Annotated in this window: 12 protein-coding genes; 5 read left to right on the top strand and 7 right to left on the bottom strand. The window is 60.6% G+C overall.

The genetic code is table 11. The features are described 5' to 3' along the window. The first annotated feature begins 115 nt into the window (after nucleotides 1-115). The 4 genes from NCG91_RS22950 (at nucleotide 116) to NCG91_RS22935 (ending at nucleotide 6,065) form a co-directional block, all read left to right on the top strand. A complete protein-coding gene (locus NCG91_RS22950) occupies nucleotides 116-574 on the top strand; it encodes a RidA family protein (protein WP_034745569.1) in 459 nt (152 codons plus the stop codon). A gap of 116 nt (nucleotides 575-690) precedes the next feature. Continuing rightward, nucleotides 691-2,121 (top strand): amino acid permease, encoded by a 1,431-nt coding sequence (locus tag NCG91_RS22945; RefSeq protein ID WP_099666226.1) that lies wholly within the window; start codon nucleotides 691-693, stop codon nucleotides 2,119-2,121. Nucleotides 2,122-2,575: 454 nt separating this feature from the next. Next, nucleotides 2,576-4,048 carry an amino acid permease gene (locus tag NCG91_RS22940; protein WP_099666227.1) on the top strand — a complete coding sequence of 491 codons (1,473 nt, stop codon included), beginning with the start codon at nucleotides 2,576-2,578 and terminating at the stop codon, nucleotides 4,046-4,048. A gap of 67 nt (nucleotides 4,049-4,115) precedes the next feature. Then, a complete protein-coding gene (locus tag NCG91_RS22935; protein WP_251351329.1) occupies nucleotides 4,116-6,065 on the top strand; it encodes a S9 family peptidase in 1,950 nt (649 codons plus the stop codon). A gap of 11 nt (nucleotides 6,066-6,076) precedes the next feature. Here the strand turns inward: NCG91_RS22935 and NCG91_RS22930 are convergent, their stop codons facing one another. Continuing rightward, complete coding sequence (locus NCG91_RS22930; protein WP_099666228.1) at nucleotides 6,077-8,227, bottom strand: FUSC family protein; 2,151 nt, start codon at nucleotides 8,225-8,227, stop codon at nucleotides 6,077-6,079. Between the two features lie 90 nt (nucleotides 8,228-8,317). Beyond that, nucleotides 8,318-10,006, bottom strand: a complete 1,689-nt coding sequence (locus NCG91_RS22925) for a M14 family zinc carboxypeptidase (RefSeq protein WP_251351328.1) — start codon at nucleotides 10,004-10,006, stop codon at nucleotides 8,318-8,320. A gap of 150 nt (nucleotides 10,007-10,156) precedes the next feature. Here NCG91_RS22925 and NCG91_RS22920 point away from each other — a divergent pair, with 150 nt between their 5' ends. Further along, a complete protein-coding gene (locus tag NCG91_RS22920; protein WP_251351327.1) occupies nucleotides 10,157-10,735 on the top strand; it encodes a hypothetical protein in 579 nt (192 codons plus the stop codon). 68 nt (nucleotides 10,736-10,803) lie between these two features. On the opposite strand, the gene NCG91_RS22915 is transcribed toward NCG91_RS22920, so the two are convergent. The 5 genes from NCG91_RS22915 to NCG91_RS22895 form a co-directional block, all read right to left on the bottom strand. Next, complete coding sequence (locus NCG91_RS22915) at nucleotides 10,804-12,957, bottom strand: S46 family peptidase (protein WP_251351326.1); 2,154 nt, start codon at nucleotides 12,955-12,957, stop codon at nucleotides 10,804-10,806. Between the two features lie 306 nt (nucleotides 12,958-13,263). Continuing rightward, nucleotides 13,264-13,533, bottom strand: a complete 270-nt coding sequence (locus tag NCG91_RS22910) for a GlsB/YeaQ/YmgE family stress response membrane protein (RefSeq protein ID WP_071075198.1) — start codon at nucleotides 13,531-13,533, stop codon at nucleotides 13,264-13,266. A gap of 173 nt (nucleotides 13,534-13,706) precedes the next feature. Continuing rightward, nucleotides 13,707-14,282 (bottom strand): YceI family protein, encoded by a 576-nt coding sequence (locus NCG91_RS22905; RefSeq protein ID WP_251351325.1) that lies wholly within the window; start codon nucleotides 14,280-14,282, stop codon nucleotides 13,707-13,709. 106 nt (nucleotides 14,283-14,388) lie between these two features. Continuing rightward, complete coding sequence (locus tag NCG91_RS22900) at nucleotides 14,389-14,943, bottom strand: YceI family protein (RefSeq protein ID WP_034778891.1); 555 nt, start codon at nucleotides 14,941-14,943, stop codon at nucleotides 14,389-14,391. A 103-nt stretch (nucleotides 14,944-15,046) separates the two neighbouring features. After that, complete coding sequence (locus NCG91_RS22895) at nucleotides 15,047-15,571, bottom strand: cytochrome b (RefSeq protein ID WP_046684510.1); 525 nt, start codon at nucleotides 15,569-15,571, stop codon at nucleotides 15,047-15,049. Nucleotides 15,572-15,707: the final 136 nt, after the last annotated feature.

Here is a 15,707-nt window from a genome sequence, read left to right as displayed (position 1 = left end):
TGACGTTTAATCTGGCACTGTTGTCGGTCACTGCCGCGCTGCCAGGGCGTCATCCTCCGTGCCCTGCCGTGCATGAATTTTGGTTTCGCTTATATTGTTTTCTTGGAGAAATAGCATGTCGTTTTACGAAAAACTCAAAGCCCTCAACATCGAATTGCCAGTCGTTGCCGCCCCAGCTGCCGCTTACGTGATGCATGCCCGCACGGGCAACACCGTCTTCCTGTCCGGCCACTTGGCCAAGAAGGATGGCAAGGTCTGGGTGGGGCAACTGGGCAAGGACGTCACCACGGAAGAAGGCAAGATCGCCGCGCGCGGCATCGCCATCGAACTGATCGCCACCTTGCAAGACGCATGCGGCGGCGACTTGAACAAGGTCAAGCGCATCGTCAAGGTTATGAGCCTGGTCAATTCCACTTCCGAATTCACGGAACAGCACCTGGTGACCAATGGCGCCTCGGAACTGTTCGTCGAAGTCTTCGGCGACAGCGGCAAGCACGCCCGCTCCGCCTTCGGCGTGGCGCAAATCCCGCTGGGCGCTTGCGTCGAGATCGAACTGATCGCCGAACTGGCCTGATCAGCTGAGCATGCCGGCGCTTGCCGCCGGCTCGCCTTTTCCTCCTTTCCAGCAAGAGCGGAACCGCCATTGGGGTGGAGGGATCGGTGTATTCAAGAAAAAAACGGAGACACGTAATGAAAACGAGTGAACAAGGCTTGCACCGCGGCCTGGGCGAGCGGCAGATTCGCCTGATGGCGCTGGGCGCCGCGATTGGCGTGGGCCTGTTTTTGGGTTCCGGCAATGCGATCAAGATGGCCGGTCCCGGCATCATGCTGTCGTACATCATCGGTGGCGCGGTCATCTTCATGATCATGCGCGCGCTGGGCGAAATGGCCGTGCACAATCCCGTGGCAGGTTCCTTCAGCCGCTATGCCCAGGATTACCTGGGTCCCCTGCAAGGCTATCTGACGGGCTGGAACTACTGGTTCCTGTGGCTGGTCACCTGCGTGGCGGAAATCACCGCCGTCGCCATCTACATGGGCATCTGGTTCCCCGACGTGCCGCGCTGGATCTGGGCCCTGGCGGCCCTCGGCTCCATGGGCGCGATCAACTTGCTGGCCGTGAAAGCCTACGGCGAGTTCGAATTCTGGTTTGCCCTGATCAAGGTGGTCACCATCATCCTGATGATTGTTGGCGGCACGGGCATGATCATCTTCGGTTTCGGCAATGGCGGCGTGGCCATCGGCATTTCCAACCTGTGGACGCATGGCGGCTTCTTCCCGAATGGCGCGCAGGGCGTGCTGATGTCGCTGCAGATGGTGATGTTTGCCTACCTGGGCGTGGAAATGATCGGCCTGACGGCCGGCGAAGCGGCGAACCCGAAGAAATCGATTCCCGACGCCATCAATTCGGTGTTCTGGCGCATCCTGATTTTCTATGTCGGCGCACTGTTCGTCATCCTGTCGATTTACCCATGGAATGAAATCGGCACCACCGGCAGCCCCTTCGTCATGACGTTCGAACGCCTGGGCATCAAGACGGCCGCCGGCATCATCAACTTCGTCGTGCTGACGGCAGCCTTGTCGTCGTGCAATGGCGGTATCTTCAGCACGGGCCGCATGCTGTACAACCTGGCGCTGCAAGGCCAGGCGCCGAAGGCGTTTGCGGAAACGACGGCCAGCGGCGTGCCGCGCCGCGCCATCCTGGTATCCGTGTTTGCCCTGCTGCTGGGCGTGCTGCTGAACTACCTGGTGCCGGAAAAAGTGTTTATCTGGGTCACCTCGATTTCCACCTTCGGCGCTGTCTGGACCTGGGGCGTGATCCTCGTCACGCAAATTCAGTTCCGCAAGACCTTGACGCCGCTGGAAATCAAGAACCTGGCCTTCCGCATGCCGTTCGCGCCCTACGGTTCCTGGATTTCGCTGGCTTTCCTGGCGCTGGTGATCGGCCTGATGGCGTATTTCCCCGATACGCGCATCGCCCTGATGGTGGGACCGGCCTGGCTGATCCTGCTGACGGTGCTGTACTACGCGCTGGGCCTGGCGCCGAAAGACCGCCGCGACGACGTGCCGCAAGGCTACGAAGCGGGCTGGCCGCCGGCCGACGTGCCGCACGGCAAGAAGTAATCCAGCCTAGTTGAGCTGAATCAAAAGCGCGCCCCTGCACTTGCAGCGGCGCGCTTTTTCTTTCATATTGGCCATTCCATGCAGCACTAGCGCCAGTGCGCGTTTGATGGCGCACGCCTGGCGTTGTTTCCTTGCATCAAAGTTCTGTTTAGCTGAACCGATGAAAGCCCTATAATCGCTTAGTTTTGAAAATGGACGCGATCTTTCCGGTTTTTTCCAGGTAAGTAATCGCCAGGAAATTATTGTGAATTTATAGCAAACAGAAGTGGATGCGATGCAAGGCGCCCGGCGCGACGCAGTGCGAGCACTGCTAGCGATGGGCAACGCAGCAGCGCGCCACTTATGGAAGCTAGAAAACACAAGAATTTATTGGGGGTTACTTAAGGCCGGGGCGCCGTTTTTAAGTGTTTTTACCCGTCATGCGAAAATACGTATGCCTCATAAAGGAAGTCTAGTGAGCCAAACCCTGGTCCAGAAACTTTGCCGCACCAAGCCGATCGATACCACGGTCGAATATGGTGAAGGCCTCAGCAGCAGTGGCTTGAGCCGGTCCATCGGCCTGTTTTCCCTCACCATGATCGGCGTGGGCGCCACCATCGGCACGGGCATTTTCTTTACCATGGTCGAAGCCGTCCCCAAGGCGGGCCCTTCGGTCGTCCTGTCTTTCCTGATCGCCGCCATCACGGCCGGCCTGACGGCCCTGTGCTATGCGGAGCTGTCGTTCCGCATTCCCGCCTCCGGCTCTTCGTATTCGTTTGCCTACGCCACCGTGGGCGAGTTCCTGGCCTTCATCATGGCCGCCTGTCTGCTGCTCGAATACGGCTTGGCGGGCAGTGCCGTGGCCATCGGCTGGTCGTCCTACCTGAATAATTTCCTGGAAAATGCCTTCGGCTGGCACATTCCCGAGATGCTGCGCACGCCGATGATCGTTTCCGGCCCGCATGGCATGGAGTTTCATGCCGGCCACATCAACTTGCCGCCCATCTTCCTGATCTGCATGTGCGGCTTTTTGCTGCTGCGCGGCGCCAAGGAATCGGCCCTGATGAACGCCATCATGGTGATCATCAAGCTGGCGATCCTCGTGTTTTTCATCGTTATCGCGTTTTCCGGCTTCAATGCCGACAATTTCTTCCCCTTCTTCAATGCCGACAATAGCAAGGGCTTTGCCGGCATGACGGGCGTGACGGCGGCGGCCGGCACCGTCTTCTTCTCCTTCATCGGCCTCGATACGGTGGCGACGGCCGGCGACGAAGTGAAAAATCCTACGCGCAATGTGCCGCGCGGCATTCTCGGCGCCTTGCTCATCGTCACCGTGTTTTATTTGCTGGTGGCCGTGGCCGCCCTGGGCGCGCAACAGGCGAAATTGTTCGAAGGCCAGGAAGCGGGCCTGGCGGTGATCCTGCAAAACGTCACGGGCAAGACCTGGCCCGCGCTGGTGTTGTCGGCCGGCGCCGTCATTTCCGTCTTCAGCGTGACCCTGGTGACGATCTACGGCCAGACGCGCATCCTGTTTGCCGTCAGCCGCGACGGTCTGATCCCGAAGTCGTTCCAGAAGATTCACCCGCGCACCCTGGTGCCGGTGAGCAATACCATCATCGTTTGTCTGGTGGTGGCCGTGGTGGCCGGTTCCGTCGATGCCACGTACCTGTGGGACATGGTCAGCATCGGTACCTTGACAGCCTTCATGGTGGTGTCGATTGCCGTGCCCGTGCTGCGCCACAAGCAGGGCGCGAACCGCATCGAAGGCTTCAGCGTGCCGTTCGGGCCATATGTGATTCCCGGCCTCAGCGTGCTCGCTTGCCTGTACATCATGCGCGATTTGCCGCATACGACGTTTGTCGTGTTCAGTGTGTGGATGGCGGTAACGGTAGCCATTTATTTCCTGTACAGCATGCGGCATTCGCACCTGGGCAAGAAGGCCCGCTAATGCAGTCTGTTCCATCCGAAACCGCCGCTCTTGCCGGCGGTTTTTTTTATTTCTAACCGGAATTTACATGATGAAAATAACTGATCTGGCCGCTTGCGGCTTGCTGGCAAGCAGCCTTCTGGGCACCCTGGCACAGGCCGCTCCTGCCACCGAACCGGCCTTGCGCGATTACCGTGCCGTCGCCCTGTCGGCCAATGGCCAGCGCATCGCCGCCATCGAATCGAGCAGGGCGGGCGAACAGCCGCAGCGTCCGCACGCGGTCATCGTCGTGCGCGACGCCGCCAACGGCGCCATCGTGCAGCAATTCGATCCGTGCGCCGTGTGTTCCTACGATAAGCCCAGCTGGTCGCCCGATGGCAGGCAGCTGGCTTTTGTCGGCTACGACGCCAAGGCGGGCACGGCGCAGCTGTACCTGGCCACGATGACACAGGCGCAAGCCCAGGTATTGACGAGCATCAAAGGTGTGGCCAGTACGGCGCGCTGGTCGCCGGATGGCAAGCAGCTGGCCCTGCTCGCGACGGTGGGCGCGCGCAAGCTGGCCGGCGCCGTGGAAGCGGGTGCGCGCCAGGTGGGCGAAGTGGGCAGCGAAGACGATGCCCAGCGCATCGCCGTCGTGCCGGCCAGCGGCGGCGAGCCGCGTCTGCTGTCCCCAGGCGACACCTATGTGTATGAATACAGCTGGACGCCCGATGGCCGCGGCTTTGTCGCCACCAGCGCGCAAGGCAATGGCGACAGCAACTGGTGGGTCGCCAAGCTCAGCCATATTGATGCGGCCACGGGCGCCTTGCGCGTGATCGCGTCGCCGGCCATGCAGCTGAACCTGCCATCGGTCTCGCCGGACGGCAAGACGGTGGTTTTCATCGGCGGCCTGATGAGCGATTTCGGCTCCATCGGCGGCGATATCTACACCGTACCGCTGGCCGGCGGCACGCCGCGCAATCTCACGCCAGACTATCGCGGCACCTTCAATGGCGTCGTCTGGCGCGGCGCCGGCTTGCTGGCAACGGCCCTGATCGATTCGCAGCTGGCGCTGGTGCCCGTCGATGCGCAAAGCGGCCCGGCCCGGCCTGTGCTGCTCGGTGAGCTCAGCAGCAGCGGCAGCGATGGCCGCCTGTCGTTCAGCGCCGATGGCCGTCACGCCGCTGCCGCCCAGGAAGATTTTACGCACGCCAGCTACCTGGTGGCGGGACCGGTGGGGCAGTTGAAAAAGATTACGCGCGACAATGACGGTTTTGCGCCGCAACTGACGGTGCAGAACGTGGGCTGGAACAACGAGCAATACAAGGTGCAAGGCTGGCTGCTGGGGCCGTTGAAGGCGGATGCAGGCAAGCGCTACCCGATGGTCGTCAATGTGCATGGCGGCCCGGGCGCCGCCGCTTCGCCCCGTTACGTGGGAGCGAGCACCCTGATCCATGAATTGACGCAAAAGGGTTATTTCGTCTTCCTGCCCAATCCGCGCGGCAGCTTTGGCCAGGGCCAGGCCTTTACGCGCGCCAACATGGCCGACTTCGGCGGCGGCGACTGGCGCGACATCCTGGCCGGCATTGATGCCGCGCAAAAAGTGGCGCCCATCGACGGGGACCGCCTGGGCCTGATCGGCCATTCGTATGGCGGCTTCATGACCATGTGGGGCGTCACGCACAGCGACCGCTTCAAGGCGGCCGTGGCGGGCGCGGGCGTGTCGAACTGGATCAGCTATTACGGCCAGAACGGCATCAACCAGTGGATGATCCCGTTCTTTGGCGCCTCCGCGTATGACAATCCCGCCGTCTACCGCAAGGCTTCACCCATCGAATCGATCAAGGCGGCCAAGACGCCGACCCTGATCTACGTGGGCGAGCGTGACGTGGAAACGCCGGCGGCCCAGTCGCTGGAATTCTGGCACGGCTTGCGCGCCATGGGCGTGCCGTCCAGCCTGTTCATCTACGATGGCGAAGGCCATTCCTTCCGCAAGCCCGAGCATCAGCGCGACTTGCAGAAGCGCACCATCGGCTGGTTTGAGCAGTATCTGAAGTAAGTTGCGCCGGCTTAGCGCGGCGCTACAATATGCACGATCGCCGCGCTATGTATCACGATCTTGTCCGCATCTGCCTGTAACAAGCGGATACGGCGCTGCACCAGAGGCCAGCCCGACCAGGTCACGTCGCTGACGGGCGGCGCGGCAGGCACTGCCAGCGGGGCGCTGATGGCGGCCTGGTTGTCGAGCTGTTCCAGCGCGCGCGACAGGGTCAGACACACTTGCGTATGGCTGTGGCCAAGCAGGGCGTTGACGGGCGCGACGGGCAGCTGGCTGGCATGCCGGCCCAGGATCGAGCGCAGCGCCGCCACGTGGGCGACCAATAAATAATTTTGCACGATGAACAGGTTGATGTCTTCCACGGCCCGCTGCTTGCTGGCCGGTTCATCGAGCATGCGCACCAGCGCCGAGCTGAGTGCGGCCAGGCTGTCCATCAGGCGCTTGCGCTCGATGCGGTAGGCGAAGTCGTCGAAACATTTCCCCTGCAGCAGCGCGAAGCTGGCCTGCATATAGCTCACATTCACATTCAGCACCTGGCGCACCAGCCGTGGCAGGCTCTGGTATTCCCAGTTGGCCAGCACGAAGCTGAACACGGTCGCCACTGCCGCGCCGATCAGGGTGTCGATCAGGCGCTCGCTGACGAGGTTCGGGTTGCTGGGCGCCACTAGGTGCATTTGCAGCAGAATCATCAGGCTCACGGCGATGGCCGTGTAGCGGTAGCGCAAATAGATGAAGGTGGGCGTGGCCACGATGGAGAGGAACAGGATGGCCATCAGCACGATATTGCTGTGCACGAAGCGGATCACGATGGCCGTGATGATGCAGCCGATGATGGTGCCGATGATGCGGTCGGCGCGGCGCTGGCGCGTCATGCTGAACGTGGGGCGCAAGATGATGACGATGGTCAATACGATCCAGTAGCTGTGCGCCGCATATGGCAGCCAGTGTCCGATCAGCAATCCCACCGAGATGGCCATCGAGACGCGCAGGGCGAAGCGGAACACGGGCGAGTCCAGGCGCAGGTTCGACAGCAGGGTTTTCAGTTCGTATTTCTGCTGCGACAGGAACGGCGCCATGTCCGCGCCGCTCCAGAACGGCACGTTGTCATACACTTTCTGGCTGGCCAGGTGCAATTCCGCGATCATTTTCAGAATGGCGCGGATCTTGTTGCGCTGCGCGCGCAGGGTGGCCAGCGCTTCCTGCGCAGCATCGCCTTTTGCATGCAGGCGGGCAATTTCCTCTTCGATATCGGCCCATTCCTTGTCGTAACTGATCTGCGCATACGAGGCACGCTTGCGCGTGACGGCGTAGGCCACGGCTTCGATGTCGCGCGCCGCCTTGTAGGCCAGGTCGTGCAAGGATTTCAGCACGTCGGAGTCCGCCAGGTGCTGGCGCAGCAGCGCGTAATCCGTGTGCGTGGAGAGTATCAGTTCGTACAGATCCAGCATGCACACGTGCACCTGCACGACGATAGCATCCTTGCTGTTCTTGTGGCTGCGCAAAATCAAGTCGCGCGATGCCTGCTGGCGGTCGGCCAGGATGCTTTGATGGCGCACAAGTTTGTTGAACTGTTCCGTCAGGTTAAAACGCGTGTCGTAGAAATCGGCCTTGATGTCGATGTAGGCGGCCAGTTCGAACAGGGCTTCGGCCAGCACTTGCTGCTTGATGCGGTGGCGCAAGACCCAGGCGATGGCCATGGCGTACGCCAGATAGATGAGGCCGCCGAGCATGAACAGGCCCGCATGGTGGAACGATTGCTGCCACGTCATCTGGTGCTCCATCGACATGGTCATGATGAACAGGGCGGCCAGCTGCAAGGGCATGGATTTCTTGCCGTACACCACCATCATGCTGGCGAGGAAACTCACAAGCACGAGCACCGTCATCAACAGCCACTGCACGGGGCCGCACAAGCTGATCAGCAAGGTGACGGCACTGCACAGCAGCACAGAAGCGAGCATTTCATTGAACTTGTGGCGCAGCGGGCTGGGCATGTCCATCAGGGTTGTGCACAGGGCGCCGATGCACACCGTCATGGCGGTGGCGCTGTCGCTGATTTCCTGGGTCAGCAAGGCCAGGCCGACGAGACCGATGGCCACGCGCAAGCCCAGGTAAAAATAATGGCTGTAAATAAAGGTGCGCAGGTTCAGTGCGTAGTGCATGGGATTACCTTGTGGGCAGGGCACAGAAAGAGGCGCCGCACCGGGGTCTCCGATGCGGCGCCAGGATGTTGCAGTCGCTACAGCCTTGATTTACATCAGGGCAATTACGGGATATCTACGCCATTCTGGCTCGGCAAAGCGCTGGCAGTGTGCAAAGATGAAATTCAGCACGGCTTCCTGATTGCTCAGCAGGGCGGGATTCGCTGCTTTCCACTCAGCAAACTTGGCGGCCAGCGCCGGCTCGTCGCGCAGCAGCTCGGATGCCATGTCTTCGAACACGTAATCGGAAAACGCTTCTTTCTTCTCCAGCACGCTGTTGAAGAAACCCCAGCGGAAGAAGCTGTCGTGCGCCTGCGGCTCCAGGGTTTCCACGGCGTAGCGGGCGTTGTCCTGGTCCAGGCTGACGACATAATCGCCTGCCTGCACGGTGAACTGGCCCGTGCGCGTTTCCAGTTCCACATTGTCGTGGAACATGTGGCCTTCGTAGGCCGTGGCCCGCGTGCCGACGTCGGTGATATGGTAGTAGCGCGCCGTTAGCGTCTGTTCGGTGGTGATGCGGTGCATTTCGACGCCGTTCCAGCGCAGCCGTTCGATGACTTCGCGCCACGCTTGCGGCACGATATAGGCTTTCGGCGCGGCCACGGTGACGTCCGCATCGAAGCGGTTGTAATACTTGATATCGCGTTCCCACGGCTGCGAGCGGTCGTAGGACAGGCGCTGGTAGTCGCCCAGCAGACTCGGCGTGTATTGCGCCGCATAGCCCTTGAAGGGGAAGGTCGACGGCTGTTCTTCATTCATGGTCCAGTGGATCGGCCATGCGGCTTGCGTGCGTCCGGCCGCCTTCGCTTGCGCGCGCAGCTGCTTGATCTGTTCGCCATGTTTGACCGTGAACGCCATGGTGATGTCGAGCAGGGCGCGCATGGAAGCGTAGCGGTCGGCAAACGGTTTCAACATGTGCGTTTCCGGCATGAAACCGATGACGTGATGCAAGGCCGCAAAGCCCGTCGAGAAACGGGGCACTTCGAGGAATTCGGCGATGCCGTGGTCGGGGCTATCCTTGACGGGGTTCACGTACGGGCAGGTGGGCCAGCCGGCTTGTTCCATCTGCGCAAAGATGTGCGGCAGCATGGTGTCTTGCAGGAAGGGACCGAGGCCATTGCCCAGCTTATCCGTCTGCGTGTGGATCAAGGTCATCGTGTACGGATAGTCGGCGCCGTTCGACGTGTGCGTGTCGACCATCACGTCCGGGTCCCAGCTGGCCAGCAGGCGGTTGAACACCTGCGCGTTCAGGCTGTCGCACTTGATGAAATCGCGGTTCAAGTCCAGGTGGCGGCTGTTGCCGCGGAAACCGAATTGCTCCGGGCCATCCTGGTTCACCCGCGACGTGTTGGCGCGGTTCAGGCTGCCATCGACGTTGTAGATCGGAATGAACAGCAATACCGTGCTGCCCAGCGCCGCCAGGCGCTCCGGCTGCGTGCAGAGGTCGCGCACGATGGCCATGCAGGCGTCGATGCCTTCCGGTTCGCCCGGGTGGATGCCGTTATTGTTGAAGAACACGGTGCGGCCTGCGCGCTTGATTTGCTCGCGGTCAAACACGCCGTCCGCGCTGACGACGCCAGCGTGGATGGGCACGCCCGAGTCGGACAGGCCGATCTGTTCGAAGTGCAGCACCTGCGGATAGCGTGCGGCAAGATCTTGATAGAAGGTGATGCATTCCAGCCAGGTCGTGGTCTGGTTGTGGTTACCGAGTTCGTAGGTCGTGCGCAAGTCTGGTGGCATAGCGGTCTGAGTCTGGGAGGGGGAAGGCGCGCTGGGTAAGTACGCCCGCTAGGGGCCAATTGTAGCACCGGCGCTCCTGCCTTGAGGCGCCGCAGGGGCTCGTTGCCATACTTGTGTTATGAATACGTTTCACGCGCAAGGGGAGGCGGCATGGGCAAGGCGGCGATGGCAGCGATGGCGGCGCTGGTGTGGGGGATAGGCCTGGCGGCGCAGGCGGCGCCATTGCGCTTGCCTGCGGGCAAGGAACCGGTGGCGCAGGGCGGATCCGTCACGGCCGTTGCGCAGGGCGCGTTGATACGCTACCGGGGCTGGTTGCTGGCCATCGATGGCGCCGTGCCGGAAGAGCGGCCTGACATCGTGCTGACGTCGGCGGATGCGCGCCACGCGCCGCTGCTGCAGATCGGCGCCACGCAGCGCACCTTGCCCCTGTGGTCGGCCTTCGAGCTCGTCAAGGGAAGCGCGCGCCTGCGCATCACGGCATTGCCGGGGCTTGAAGCGCTTCCCGCGCTGCTGCTGGACTTTGGCGAGAGCGATTACCGCATCGTGATTCCCGCCGCCCCCATCGAACGGCAAGCCTATCCGTTGCTGGCGCAGCGCTTTCCCGGCGCCGACCTGGCCCTGCTGCTGCAGGATGGCCGGCGGGTTATGTTGCCGCTGGGAAGTAGCAGCGCGCAAGTGTTTGGCGCAGAGCAAGCCGTGCCTTACCGTTTTACCAAAGTAAAACGTTAGGCGAAAAAAAGCCACTCCCGCAGGAGTGGCTCAGGCTAAAGCGCCCGTTGCCGGGTTATTGCTTTTTGTTATTCAGCGCCCATTTCTTTCAGCAGGTTATCCGCGTGGTCGATGTGTTTCATGTTCCACAACATGTAGCGCAGGTCGACCTGGATCGAACGGGTGTTGGCCTTGTTGTAGTCCCAATCGGAAATGATCGAGTCCAAGGTGCCATCGAAGGCCAGACCGATGAATTCGCCTTTCGAGTTCAGCGCAGCCGAACCGGAATTGCCGCCGGTGATGTCCAGGGTCGCCAGGTAGTCGACCGGCACGGTTTTCAGCTTCGGATCGACGAATTTACCGAAGTCCTTGGCTTTGATCGCGGCCAGTTGATTTGCCGGTGCATTGAACTCGCCCTGGCCCGTGGCTTTGGCCACGACGCCATTGACGGTGGTGAACGCGGTCCAGGTGGTGCCGTCGGCGCCATGGTCACGGCCGGCAACGCGGCCGAAGGTGACGCGCAGGGTGCTGTTGGCGTCAGGATAGACGGCTTGGCCTTTGCTCTTCATGAAGGCAATTTTTGCTTTCATGTAGTTGGCGTAGGCTTGCTGGATCTTGCCTGCCAGTTCTTCGTCTTCCGCTTCGTTTTTCAGCGAATCCGGATACATGGCGACGGCTGCCTGGATGAAGCTGTCCTTGCTGGCCTGGAATTCGGCTGGCGTGCGTTTCAGCCATGCTGCGCGCTCGGCCTTGTCGGCCAGCTTGCTGCCCGCATACAGTTTGTCCAGGGCGGCGGACAGGTCGGCTTGCGACATGCCGTCCTTGATGCCGATGGCGGCGTCAAAGCTGGCGCGGCGCTGTGCTGCCGGTTGCGCGGCGTACTTGGCCAGGCTGTTCAGTACCAGCGCCTTGTCGACTTTTTCATCGTAGGTGCGCTCGACCGACGTGATGCCCGCTTCCAGGCGTGGCAAGTCGCGCGACTGGTAGCCGGACTTGCGTTCCGTATCGGCCTTGGTGCTTTCGTTGGACAGGCGGTACAGGCTGCGTGCCGTGTTCAGCAGGCGTGGCTGTGCGTAGCCCAGGAAGAAATCGCGCTTGGTGTCGGCATCGCGCTCGGCGATCAGCTTTTCCACTTGCTCGATGTCGCCGGCAAATTCCGCCTTGCGGGCAGCATTCGCGTTGACCCAGGTTTTCAGGGCTTCATGTTCTGCCGTCTTGCGTGCCAGGAAGTCGCTGCCCGCGTACGAATCGAGCATGCCTTGGCGGTTCTTGTAGTAATTGTTCACGCCAGCCACCTGGCCCGCGTATTTCAGGGCAACATCCTTGTTGTCCTTGGTTTCGCGCGCGATGATGGCCAGGGTTTCGCCCGACGCTTTCACGAAGGCCGGGTAGTTCCAGTCAAACGTGAACGCCACTTCCGATGGCAGGCGGTGACGGTTGGTACGGCCAGGGTAGCCCAGCGCCATCACGAAATCGCCTTCTTTCAAGCCATCCTTGGCCAGTTTCAGCACGTGTTTTGGCTGGTACGGCACGTTGTCCTTGCTGAAGTCGGCAGCTTTGCCGTCTTTGCTGACATAGGCGCGGTAGAAACCGTAGTCGCCCGTGTGGCGTGGCCACATCCAGTTGTCGGTGTCGCCGCCGAACTTGCCCACGCCGGCAGGAGGCGCGTGCACCAGGCGCACGTCGCGGATTTCCAGTTGCTTGATCAGGTAGAACTCCAGGCCGCCGTAGTAGCTCGACACGGTGCAGCGGAAACCGGCTTCTTTTTCGCATTCGGCGACCAGTTTCTTCTGGTTTTTCTCGATCGCGTCGATGCGTGCCTTGCCTTGCAGCTTGGCCACGTCGGCGGTGATGATCTTGTCGCTGACATTGGTCACGGCGGAGGTGACGAAGATGCGGCTGCCTGGGGCGGCCGGCAATTCTTCAGCGAACGTCTTGGCCAGGAAACCGTTGGCCAGCAAATCGCGCTCCTTGGTCGAATTGACCGCTACGCTGTTGTAGACGCAATGGTGGTTGGTGGCAACCAGGCCTTGCGGCGAGACGAACGAGGCCGAGCAACCGCCCAGGCTGACGATGGCGCCCATCGGGAACTCGGTCAGTTTGGTCAGGGTGGTCGGATCGAGTTTCAGTCCGGCCGCTTTCAGTTCCTTGGCTACTTGTGGCAGCTGTTGGGGCATCCACATGCCTTCGTCGGCGTGTGCGAAGTTGCTCAGGATAGCGAGCGCGATTAAAGATTTTTTCATTCGAGTTCTAGTCTTTTACATGAAGGGAAGTCGGAACCAACGTGTACCCAGTGTTTTTTCTCAGCGGGCGACCTAGAGTATCCGCACCGAACTCGCACTAGTCAATCACATTTTCCCGGCGGCATGTTTGTAGTTGCTTGTTTAAATAGCACTATTTTCGACACTGCAGGGGGAGAAAGCGGCTGCCAGCGGGCATTTTCCCGTGCCGCGGCTGTGGTATTGTCCATACAATTGTCCTGGCAGCAATAAAAATGGCCGGGCGCCTGCGCGGCCCGGCCATTTGCGGATGCGCTGCTTTTGGTCTGCTTAGCGTATTTTGCCGCGGCGCAAAAGATTCACGATGCCCAGCAGGATCACGGCGCCCAGGAACGAGACGAGCAGCGACGACAGGCTGAAATTGTCGCTGTTGATGGTACCCGTGCCGAACAGGGGCGCCAGCAGCCAGCCGCCCAGGAAGGCGCCGACGATACCGACGACGATATTGAGGAAGATGCCCTGTTGCGCATCCGTTTTCATGACCATGCTGGCCAGCCAGCCGATGACACCGCCAATAACGATCCAGATAATGAAATTCATGTAATCCTCCGCGCGATGGATGAGTGGTTGTGCCAGAGCGGTGCGGCCTGCACGTCATGGCAAATTGATACTGATGCCGCACGATAGAAAAGTCCAGCGGATTCGCATGGCGCATGCAAAAGCCCGCCTGGCTGCGGGCAGCGAGGCGGGCTTGTCATGCGGCAAGGCAGTGTTTAATCGGCCTTGATGGCTTCCACCTGGATGGCCAGCTTGACTTCGGGCGAGAACGCCGGCATGCCGTAGTTCAAGCCAAAGTCGCTGCGCTTGAATTCTGCCGTGGCATCGGCACCGCACACTTCACGCTTGTAGCGCGGGTGCATGATGCACTTGAACTTGCTCACGTTCAATTTGACGGGCTTGGTCACGCCCAGCAGGGTCAGTTCGCCATCGACTTCCACCAGTTGCTCGCCGTTGAACTTGAACGACTTGCTCTTGTAGGTGATTTCAGGGAATTTCTCGACGTTGAACATGTCCGCTTTCTTCGCGTGCGTGTTCATGGCGTCCAGGCCGAAGTCGATCGAATCGGCATCGATGACGAGGTCCAGGCTGCCCGCCTTGGCGGCGCGGTCCAGGGTGACCGTCCCCTTGGTCTTGTTGAACTTGCCACGCCACACGGACATGCCCATGTGATCGGCTTCGAAGCTGGGGAAGGTGTGCGTCGGGTCGAGGTTGTAGGTGTCGGTAGCGGCCATGGCCGAACCGGCGCCGGCGGCTGCCAGCACGGCGATCATCAAGTGCTTAAGTTTCATCAATATCCTAAAGAGAACCGGTTGGTGGTGTGATTTTAATCAGTAACGGTTGAAAAACGTTCAGGGCAAGGCAAGAGCAACGCAGCCATGGACGTTTTCTCAGGTGTTACTGCGCGGCGACGTGGAACTTGATGGTGACCTCATCGGCAACCATGCTCGTGTCTTTCCACTCGCCTTCGCCGATGTTGTAGGTCAGGCGCTTGATCGGCAGGGCGCCGTCGAATGCATATTTGCCGCCGTCGGCTTTCACCGTCAGGGGGAAGGTCACGTCGGTGGTCTTGCCTTTGATGCTCAGCTTGCCGCTGACCGTCAGCTTGCCCGCGCCGGCGGCCTTGATGCTGCTCGAGACGAAGGTGGCTTTCGGAAACTGGGCCGCGTTAAACCATTCTTTCTTGGCCACTTCCTTGTTGTATTCCGGGTCGCCGATATCGATGCTGGCCGTCTCGATTTCCACCGATGCTTTCGACGCATCCGGCGTGGCCGGGTTGTAATCGATGGCGATATTGAATTTCTTGAACTTCGCTTCCACGGGCACGTTCATTTGCTTGAACACGGCCGACACGCTGGTCTTGGCGGGATCGACTTTCAGCAGGGTGGCGGCGGTGGCGGCCACGGACAGGCCCAGCAGGGAAGCGAGGACGATGCGTTGGGTGGTTTTCATCTTATTTTTCCTGGAGTTTCAGTGAGCAAAGCAGATTAAGAAGGGCTTGGAACGCCGGACAAAACCGCAAATCGCGACGCGCAGCAGGTTTGGTTCGACGTTCCTATGGCAGCATGCGTTTCAGTACGCCATCGCGGTCGATGAACTGGTGCTTCAGCGCCGCCAGCACATGGGCGGCCACGGCGGCGGCCATCGTCATGTTCAGAACATAATGAATCTCTTTTAAAAGTGGCTTAAGTTCCGGATTCGGCGCCATGATGACGGGCAGCTGGAACAGGCCCAGATAGACCACGGGAACGCCGGCGGCCAGGGTGTACAGGTAGCCGGAGACGGGCACGGCGAAGATCAGGATATACAGCAGCACGTGCATGGCGTCGGCCGCCTTCTTTTGCCAGGCCACCATGCTGGCAGGGTGTGGTGGCGGCACGTTGGCCTTGCGCCATAACAGGCGGATGGCGGCGATGGCCAGCACGGTCACGCCCAGCCACTTATGCCACGAGAAATATTTGAGTTTGGTGGGCGTCAGGCCGGGAATGTCGACCATGACCAGGCCCATGACGAAGGCGCTGATGATCAGCAGGGCGGTCAGCCAGTGCAGGATGATGGCGGTGGTGGTGTAGCGTTGCATCGACGGCTTTCTTGAAAGTAGTACGTGTTAGGACTAATTCGGCCTAATATACCAAAGAAAAGCAAATTGCGCTGCGTGCTGCAGATTCTACAAGAAAGATTGCCGGAAAAACCGCGGGGCGGGCAGCATTTGTGTG

The organism is Janthinobacterium kumbetense (genome assembly GCF_023703445.1).
Lineage (GTDB): Bacteria > Pseudomonadota > Gammaproteobacteria > Burkholderiales > Burkholderiaceae_D > Janthinobacterium > Janthinobacterium kumbetense.
The sequence above is the reverse complement of the archived record's forward strand: the minus strand, read 5'-3'. Positions and strand labels throughout refer to the sequence as shown.